Raw genomic sequence first — 8,626 nt, forward strand, 5'->3', positions numbered from 1 at the left:
TATTACACGGTAAATCTACCGTTTTTATGTTAAGTAATATTTCGCCAACAGTATCACCATCGACAGCGATCGCACAGCATCAAGCACGGAGTTAGAATACTGCTGCTGGACTGAATAACGCCTCTTCACCCACCAGTTCCCGTCAGTGCATCCGACTTGCCCCAGTTTCACGCCGTTGCTGTTGTAAATGCCATCATTGAGAATTTCAAACCCGTAATTCTGGCACTCGTTGAAGATATGCGCCATGATTCGGTTTTCAGTCGTGGGGGGTGTTGCTTCTTGTTCCTGCACAGGTAATGAACCATCTTTGTAGTGAGTGCAGATGAAGCGATCGCAACGCATTGGAGTGTTGGCACGAAATACCTCTTTCTCGTTTACCATAACTACCCAGGGTTGGGTTAAGTGATTATCGTCATGGCTGATGCTGGCTACCAGTTGATTACCAGCATAATATTCGTGATAGTCAAACGAGATTTCGACTATTCTGAGGGCTTCGGGAGCTACGGCTTGGGCTTGGTCAGCGATGTAGCTGTCGAGTTCGGCTTGAGCGAGGGCTTGTTCATCGGGGGCAGCGAGAGTGAGTTTCTGAATCTTGCTTGCCTGATAATTAACAATGGCGGAAATCCAAGAATCCTTACAGCGTTTGTCGCTTACTTCGACTGTACAGGCAATTTCGCTGTAGATTTACTTGAGTCGGGCAATAGATTTCAGTTGCAGCTGTTGTTGGCTGTAGATATGGTATGTCATTATATTAGTTACGCCATCTGTATGGTGGATGTTTTGCAAAAGCGATCGCTTCCAATTTGCGAGAGAGGTGCGGTCGCTTTTTGCTATCTATAAATATAGCGACCTAGCTATATAATTGTCAAGCTTGCATATTAATTGTTATGGCTGCTATATTTGAAGGAATCGCTTTAAGTAAGCGATCTAGCTATAAAAGCATTAGTGGAGGAAACTATGAGAGTAAGGAAAACAAAAAAAGACTCTCAAAAGATGATTCGTTGGCGGCTAAGAATATTAATGGCAGAGAAGAAAATCAGCAATAAAGAACTTGCTGAACTTTCGGGTATCCACCCAACGTCCATTTCAAAACTGAAAAACGCTGATGAAATTGAACAGATCAGTGGGAGAGTTTTAAACAGTTTATGTAATGGTTTAACAAAGGCGTATCAAGCCGCAGGTGATAACCGAATAATTACACCTGGGGATTTGTTTGACTACACTTTTGATCATGATGGCGACCCTACAACTGGGGATATTCAATCAAAAGGTTTACAAAAAGCCGAAAATGAGCAATTATCTAATCCTGGTAAACCAGCTAAACCTAATACTCAGGTATTATGGTTAACACCTAATAAGGAGGCATCATAAGTATTTTTGTTCCTGAGCATACTTAAGCTAGAAGAGGTGGAAGCATGAACACCCCACCCCGTAAGCGCAAACAAGCTACCTCTGCCGCATTAAGCAATCCAGAACTGCCCATCAACTCAGACATTACCCCTTCAGAAAACCCAACTTCAGCAATCATCGATATTGCTGCTGTTGAAGTACCTGAATTGACCGAGCAGGAGCAAAGCGATCGCCTGCACTTGGAGCGTAGGGTAGAACGAGCGTTCTTTGAAGCAGGGAAGGCATTGACTGAATTACGCGATCGCAGATTATATCGTTCCACGCACAAAACTTTTGAGGAATACTGCCGCAATCGCTTTGGTTTTAGCCGCAGACAGCCCTACCATTTAATAGAAGCTGCGGTTATTTTTGATAATTTGGTGGCAAAATGTGAACGTTCCGTTCACATTTTGCCGACTAACGAGTGGCAAATCAGGCCACTGTCCAAGCTTGACGCGGACATTCAGCCCGAAGCATGGGAGCAAGCTGTAGAGTCTGCCAATGGGAAAGTACCATCTCATCGCATTGTCAAAGATGCGGTGCAGCGAATAATGGAACGTACTCAAGTACCAAACACCTACCAGTTGGGCGAAGTGTGCCAAATTTTAGCCAAGGACAACCCCGAACTCAGGGGTAAAGGTAGCTGCTGGGGGATAGTCAACCATGTGGGTGAATTTAGCTGCACCGTCAAAACCTGGGATGGAGAGTATGCGGTTGGGTTGCAGCACCTGAAGTCCTTCAACTACCTGCCCCAGGAATGTCAGCAGATGCAGGAGATATGCGATCGCATCAGTCGGGTGTATTCCGATTCGCTGGAGGAGACAGTCAAAAATCTGTTGCAGTCGTTGGGGAAGCTGAACCGTCCTTATCTTACTGGTGTGGAAGAGAAATTATTGACGCTTTTGGAGTCGGAGTATGGGAGAATAACCTGAACAATTTTGGCAAATTGGCATCCAATGTCTTTGGGTTGCAGTTTCAATGGAGTTAGCAACACAACGGGACAGTGAAGAAGTTGTACGAGGGAAAAGATAAAACTTCCCGCTTCTTGACATCCAGCTATGCCAGTTGTTTAGTTGAGTGCTGTAGAACCTCTCTAACAAATATAGCGCTCAACAGAGTTCAGTTCCCACTCTACAACTGGCTAGAAATTAACAAAACTCAATAGAATCTCAGAAGATGTAGATAATTGGCATTTCTCTAAGAGCTTGTCAAGTAACAACCTTGCCTCTTTTTAGCTAGAAATGCTTTCTCAGTAAGCTTTCCAGATAATAAATTGTAAAAGTTGTTTCTTGACAGGCTCTAAGAGCGATCGCATCAGCAGGCTACGGGAAAACGAGAACTTGGAAGATGCCCCAACTGCTATGCTAAAGTATCTGGGGGAAGTGAAACGACCCTATTTGACTGCTGTTGAGGAGAAGCTGTTGGGTTTGATTGAGCGAGAATATCGGCTTGGAGATTAAATTTCATAAACTCGTAGAGAATACATGAACCTATCCCACTAATAATATTTGCGCTAAAAAGCTAAAGCAAAGTTGAGAAGTAAAAACGAAAAATCAAGGTTTTTAAGTACTTTTTATGGTAAGGGTTAGAGATTTTTAGAATAGTGGGATAGGTTCATAGATAGACATCTTATGATTACGGAATTAGGTTAATGTTTGGCAAGTCGATATTTAGGAGACGTTATGAAAGCAAAATCAGAAGTGAAGTTTGATCAAATTGCCTTTGAAAAAATGAAAAGAATAGTTCCTAATTTGCTAATGGCACAAAGGGAACATGAGAGTGGTGATTACTCTGTAAGAAAACTGCCACAAGAAATTGCTTTTAAATTAACAAATCGTTGCAATTTACGATGTAAGCATTGTTATCAATGGAATGAAGATGGTCATCACAAAAACTTAGATAAAATAGAGCAAAATAGAGATTTAGAATTCTCCATAATCGAAAAAGTATTTGCAGAAACACATGAAATCAAATGTTTATCTGTGGGGCGGAGAACCTCTAGTCTATAAAGATTGGGATAAATTAGTAGATTTACTGGAAAAAGATCCGCGTTGGACATCTATGTGTACTAACGGTATAGGAATTGAAAAGAACTTATCTTCTATTTTGAAAATTTCAGAACACTTTGAAATTCTGGTAGCTATTGAGGGCTTCAAAGATGAGCATGACTTCATCAGAGGTAAAGGTAATTATGAAAAAGTAATAGAAGCACTTGATTTGCTATTAAAAGAGAAAAAAGCAGGAAATTACAAAGGAGAGATTGCTGTCAACTTTGTTATAACTGATAGAATGATACCTAGAGTGTACGAAATTGTTGAGTTTTTTGAGGAAAAGGGAATTGATACAGTTTATCTAAGCCTGCTTTGGTATTTATCTGATGAAACTACAGCTAAAATGGACAAATATTTTGCAAGCTATTTGGATTGGCTGTGTCATGGAGAAGATACTATACCTAGTTGGCACGCTTATAAATATAGGCTTAATCCAGATTCTGTTGATAAATTAATTGATGAACTTAATAAGGTTAATGAGAGAATTTGGAAAACTAAAGTACGTTATAACCCGGAAGTAGATTCTCATGAAATCAGAGAGTTTATTTTGGGTAGTGATAAACCTGCTCAAAATAAAACAAAATGTTTAGCTATAAAGAATCGTATGGATGTTTTCCCCAATGGTGAGGTTATTTCTTGTAAATTCTTCCCGGAATTTTTTGTTGGGGATCTTACAAAAGAGAATGTTCAAGATGTTTGGCACGGTTGCAAATTTACAAAAGTACGAGAAACCATTGATCATCAGGGTTTAATGCCTGTATGTTCAAAGTGTAATCTTTTATATTCTCGCGGTATTTGAAACTAGTTAACTAAATTGACAATAGAAGCATTGCAGTTATCAGTTTTACTAACAATTCTATAACTATTATGTGGCTGCTGTTTTTGCAGGAGACAAAAGTAGAATAAGTTAATATTTAAAAACATCAATCAATATCAATATTGCCTTACAAAGCTTATTACTTAAACTTTGACTTAAAAAATGGTAATAATAACAAACTTATGTTAGTACATAACTTCTTACAGAAAAGTGCAGAACGTCTACCTAATAAAAAAGCATTAATTTGTAATGGCACAAGATTAACTTTCAGTGAAATTGAAATATATTCTAATTCTCTGGGTAATGCTCTGAAAGCAGCAGGACTTCAAACATTAGATAGAGTTGCTATCTATTTAGAGAATTCAGTTGAGGCAGTTATTTCTATTTTTGGTATTTTAAAAGCTGGCGGGATTTTTACTATCATTAATCCTCAGACTAAGGCAAAAAGACTACAATATATATTAAACGATTGCCAAGTAAAATTTTTAATTACTGATATTAATCTACTACCTAATTATTCAGTAGAGCATCCTCATCTTCACTTAATACTCGCTACTCTAGATAAACCTGATTTAGAAAAGCAAATTTTGGAAAAATTTATAAAAATATCTAGTTTTTGGGAGCTTATAAAACAATCCCCTAATAGCTGCTTGTATAATCCCTGTAGCACCACAGATTTGTGTAGTATTATTTATACATCAGGTTCTACTAGCAACCCTAAAGGTGTAATGCTTACACATTTGAATATGCTTTCCGCAGCTAATTCTATAATCGAATATTTAGAAAATACTAGTGATGATATTATTATCAATGTTCTACCTTTATCCTTTGATTATGGGCTTTATAATATTTTAATGCCATTTTATTTTGGAGGTACAGTAGTTTTAGAAAAATCATTTATTTCACCTTATCAATTAATTGGTTTAGTTAAGAAAGAAAAAGTAACAGGTTTACCTATTGTTCCAACAATTGTTGCATTAATGCTGAAGTTTAATCTAGAAAAATATGATTTTTCTAGTATTAGATATATTACTAATACAGGACAAGCTCTTCCGTCCAGACATATTTCTAGATTAACTGAATTATTTCCTCAAGCAAAGATTTATTCTATGTATGGGCTTACAGAGTGCAAAAGGGTTTCTTATCTTCCGCCCAATGAATTATTAAAAAGACCAAATTCAGTAGGTAAAGCAATGCCTAATGTAGAAGTTTATTTAGTAAAAGAAGATGGAAGTAAGATAAATCAACCTGGGGAGATAGGAGAACTTGTAGTGCAAGGTGCAAATGTGATGAAAGGTTACTGGAATCTCCCTGAAGAAACAGCTAAAGTTTTAAAACAAGATTTTAAGACAGACAAAAAAGTTTTATATACTGGTGACATCTTCAAAATGGATGAAGATATGTATCTTTACTTTGTTGGTCGCAAAGATGACCTGATAAAAACATCTGGAGAGCGAGTAAGCCCTAAAGAAATTGAAAATGTATTGTATGAATTAAAGGGTATAAATGAAGTTGCTGTTTATAGTGTAGAAGATGAAATATTAGGTCAAGCAATTAAAGTATCCTTGGTATTAGAAAAAAATTCTATTTTAACGAAAGAAGATATTTTAGAATATTGTTCAAAACATTTAGAAAAGTTGATGATGCCTAAATATGTTGAAATTATGCAGGAGTTACCTAAAACAATTAATGGCAAAATCAATAAAAAACTTTTAAAGCAAGTTAAATAATATAATATATATTTATCAACTATAATTTAGGTTATAACAATGAACAATATTGAATCAAAGTTAAAAATTGTAGAACAAGGCTGGAAAAAATTAAAAAAGTTAAATACGATTCCTCTAGATTTAAAACGTGTTGCTTTAATTAACAGCAAAAATCTTGAATATCTCTCGGATGCTGCTAATGTAGAATCCCTCATGCTTGACTTGGGACTTAATGATGAAGGTTTAGAAGAATTTCCAGAAAGCCTACATCAATACTGTGGTCAAGGGCTGCGAATATGGCAGTACCCAATTCAATTTAGCAAATATTTAGTTGATTTAGGAAAGCTAAAAATTGATTCTTATTTAGAAATAGGAATTAGGCACGGAGGAACATTTGTAGCTACTGTAGAATATTTACAGAAGTTCTCGCCGCTCAAATATGCTATTGGAATTGACATTATTCCTTGTCAATCATTATTAGAATATAAACAAATACAACAAAATATTGACTTTGTTCAAATAAATACTCAGTCTCAAGAGTATCAACAATGGCTGGAAAAATATGAAAAATTTGATTTAGTGTTAATTGATTCTTTTCATGAAGAAATTCAATGTAGAAATGAATTTATGTCTGTCAAGGATAAAGCAAATATTGTGGCTTTCCATGATATTGCAAATATCAAGTATCCAGGAGTGAGAAAAATTTGGGAGGAAGTTAAAAATACTAATGAGTATGACTGTCGTGAATATATAGATCAATACCTTGGTATTGATCTATCGTATATGGGTATTGGTATTGCAGTGAGGAAAGAAAGACTATGATAGACGAGATTAAGGGGCTTTTGGAAGACGTAAAAGGTGTTCCTGGCTTTTCTAAGGGACTGTCTGATTCAACTGATATTATTGAAGATGTGAAATTAGATTCACTGGAAATGATAAATTTTATGCTGAAAATCGAAAACGAACTCAAAGTAGAAATAGATTTTGAGCAATTGGAATTTTCATATCTCAAATCAATTAAAACATTCAGTGAATTTTTATCAAAAATGAAACGGTTAAATTGATATTTGAGAGTTAGAGCTATTAAAATGCTAAAAGCTGAAAATGCAACAATTACAATTCTAGGTTCAGGTGTAGCTTTAGGGGTTTACATTCCTGCCTTACTTGTTAATTATCAATTAAAACAACAAAAACTTAATACTGAGGTTGTTGTTTTAGAAAATTATTATAAGAATGAGAGTAAAGATAAGCTAAAAATTTATAAAAAAGCTTATCATGAAAACTTTTCAATTGCTTTGATGGGTCATAGGATGACTAAAGATATTCAACCTAGCCTGGATGAGGTTTTAGTTGATAATCTATTACAAACTTGGGCAAATGAAAATAGGCTAAATTTTATTGTTTGGTCAGGTTTATGGATGCCAATTATTGAGAGATATAGAAATCAAGTGGCTCCTCAGAGATTGAATCTTGATATTTGTAGAATCGATGCTGACATCTCAGCTACCTTTAAAATACATAAAGATAATAGTGAGTATGATAATGAGGTATGGCTCTGGAATTGGGAGCAAAAAAAATTACTCCATGAAATTCCTGTTACAACTCAGCCCCCTATTCCATATGCTAAACGAAACAATCGATTTGTCATTCATGGTGGTGGATGGGGGATTGGTACATATCAAAGTAAAATTACTGAACTAGAAGAAAGAGGATTTTCGTTAGATATAGTTGCTTATGAAATTAGCGAAACAACTCAAATAAAGTCGAACAATAGATATTTTATGGTAGACCCTGAGTGGTCTCCTTGGAAAAAGAATCAAAGTAATGAACATGAGTTTCCACCCTTTGGAGAGGTAACCAGTTCTAATAAAAAATCTTTTAAAAATAGGGAAGAATATCATGCTTTTTATGATTTAGTTAAGGAGAGTAAAGCAATAATCAGTAAACCAGGTGGTGGAACTCTTATTGATTCTTTGGCATCTGTTACACCGATTATTTTACTTGAACCCTATGGTTATGCAGAGCAAAGAAACGCTGAGATATGGGAGTATTTAGGCTATGGTATTTCCTACGAAAAATGGAAGAGTATGGATTACTCTTCTGAAATTTTAGAAGAGCTTCATAAGAATATCTTAAACAGGCAAAGAACAACTATTAATTACCCTCAAAACTATGCAGAAAAAGTTGGTGGTAATTTCGTCGGTGTCAAAAGTTAATAATAAATTATAATTAGCTCAAATTATGGATGTTCGCAATCAGTTCAGTGCTGAACAAGGTAAAGAGGAACTCTGGAATGCTTTTCGAGATGTCTTAAGTTCTTCTCGCAAAGGGTCTCGGCTACAACAGATATCACGAGAGGGTAATCTGCAAGTTTCCTTTGCTCAACAGCGTTTCTGGTTGCTCAATCAATTGGAACCTAATAGCTGTGCTTATAACGAATATGTAGCTTTTCTTCGCATAAAAGGCTTACTCAACATAGTTGCATTAGAACAGAGTCTGAACGAGATTAGACGCAGACATGAAGTTCTGAGAACTACCTTTTTGATTGCCAATAGAGAACTAATTCAGAGAATCTCTTCATACACACCTGTAAAGTTACCGATAACAATACTTCGGACAAAATTAAGCAGCAATAACGCCATAAGAGCGTAGGTTTTGAT

General features: G+C 35.9%; 13 protein-coding genes. 12 read left to right on the top strand and 1 reads right to left on the bottom strand.

Translation table 11 applies throughout. From position 1 onward, the window contains the following. Positions 1-24: 24 nt before the first annotated feature. Positions 25-381, bottom strand: coding sequence for a hypothetical protein (locus tag HWQ39_RS14800; protein ID WP_292846088.1), 357 nt, complete (start codon positions 379-381; stop codon positions 25-27). Between the two features lie 33 nt (positions 382-414). Here HWQ39_RS14800 and HWQ39_RS14805 point away from each other — a divergent pair, with 33 nt between their 5' ends. The 12 genes from HWQ39_RS14805 to HWQ39_RS14860 all read left to right on the top strand — a co-directional run bounded on the left by HWQ39_RS14805 (position 415) and on the right by HWQ39_RS14860 (position 8,618). Further along, entirely contained in the window at positions 415-840 is a 426-nt protein-coding gene (locus HWQ39_RS14805; protein ID WP_292846091.1) for a hypothetical protein, read from the top strand. A 47-nt stretch (positions 841-887) separates the two neighbouring features. Further along, a complete protein-coding gene (locus tag HWQ39_RS14810) occupies positions 888-1,046 on the top strand; it encodes a hypothetical protein (protein ID WP_292846094.1) in 159 nt (52 codons plus the stop codon). Then, entirely contained in the window at positions 1,021-1,371 is a 351-nt protein-coding gene (locus tag HWQ39_RS14815; RefSeq protein WP_199327223.1) for a helix-turn-helix transcriptional regulator, read from the top strand. The genes HWQ39_RS14810 and HWQ39_RS14815 overlap by 26 nt, the downstream gene beginning before the upstream one ends. 44 nt (positions 1,372-1,415) lie before the next feature. After that, complete coding sequence (locus tag HWQ39_RS14820; protein WP_292846101.1) at positions 1,416-2,321, top strand: hypothetical protein; 906 nt, start codon at positions 1,416-1,418, stop codon at positions 2,319-2,321. Between the two features lie 357 nt (positions 2,322-2,678). Further along, positions 2,679-2,849: a hypothetical protein gene (locus HWQ39_RS14825; RefSeq protein WP_292846104.1), complete on the top strand. Its 171-nt coding sequence runs from the start codon at positions 2,679-2,681 to the stop codon at positions 2,847-2,849. A 222-nt stretch (positions 2,850-3,071) separates the two neighbouring features. Then, positions 3,072-3,398: a hypothetical protein gene (locus HWQ39_RS14830; protein ID WP_292846107.1), complete on the top strand. Its 327-nt coding sequence runs from the start codon at positions 3,072-3,074 to the stop codon at positions 3,396-3,398. Beyond that, positions 3,352-4,239, top strand: a complete 888-nt coding sequence (locus tag HWQ39_RS14835; protein ID WP_292846110.1) for a radical SAM protein — start codon at positions 3,352-3,354, stop codon at positions 4,237-4,239. The genes HWQ39_RS14830 and HWQ39_RS14835 overlap by 47 nt, the downstream gene beginning before the upstream one ends. A 140-nt stretch (positions 4,240-4,379) precedes the next feature. Next, the gene (locus tag HWQ39_RS14840) at positions 4,380-5,987 is read left to right on the top strand and encodes an AMP-binding protein (RefSeq protein ID WP_292846113.1); all 1,608 of its coding nucleotides are present in this window, start codon (positions 4,380-4,382) and stop codon (positions 5,985-5,987) included. Between the two features lie 39 nt (positions 5,988-6,026). Continuing rightward, positions 6,027-6,788 carry a hypothetical protein gene (locus HWQ39_RS14845; protein WP_292846116.1) on the top strand — a complete coding sequence of 254 codons (762 nt, stop codon included), beginning with the start codon at positions 6,027-6,029 and terminating at the stop codon, positions 6,786-6,788. After that, positions 6,785-7,030, top strand: coding sequence for an acyl carrier protein (locus tag HWQ39_RS14850; RefSeq protein WP_292846119.1), 246 nt, complete (start codon positions 6,785-6,787; stop codon positions 7,028-7,030). The genes HWQ39_RS14845 and HWQ39_RS14850 overlap by 4 nt, the downstream gene beginning before the upstream one ends. Positions 7,031-7,054: 24 nt before the next feature. Continuing rightward, a complete protein-coding gene (locus HWQ39_RS14855) occupies positions 7,055-8,182 on the top strand; it encodes a hypothetical protein (RefSeq protein ID WP_292846122.1) in 1,128 nt (375 codons plus the stop codon). Between the two features lie 25 nt (positions 8,183-8,207). Continuing rightward, positions 8,208-8,618: a condensation domain-containing protein gene (locus HWQ39_RS14860; protein ID WP_292846125.1), complete on the top strand. Its 411-nt coding sequence runs from the start codon at positions 8,208-8,210 to the stop codon at positions 8,616-8,618. Positions 8,619-8,626: the final 8 nt, after the last annotated feature.

The organism is Nostoc sp. NMS8 (assembly GCF_017115045.1).
In the GTDB taxonomy this organism is placed as follows: Bacteria; Cyanobacteriota; Cyanobacteriia; order Cyanobacteriales; family Nostocaceae; genus Nostoc.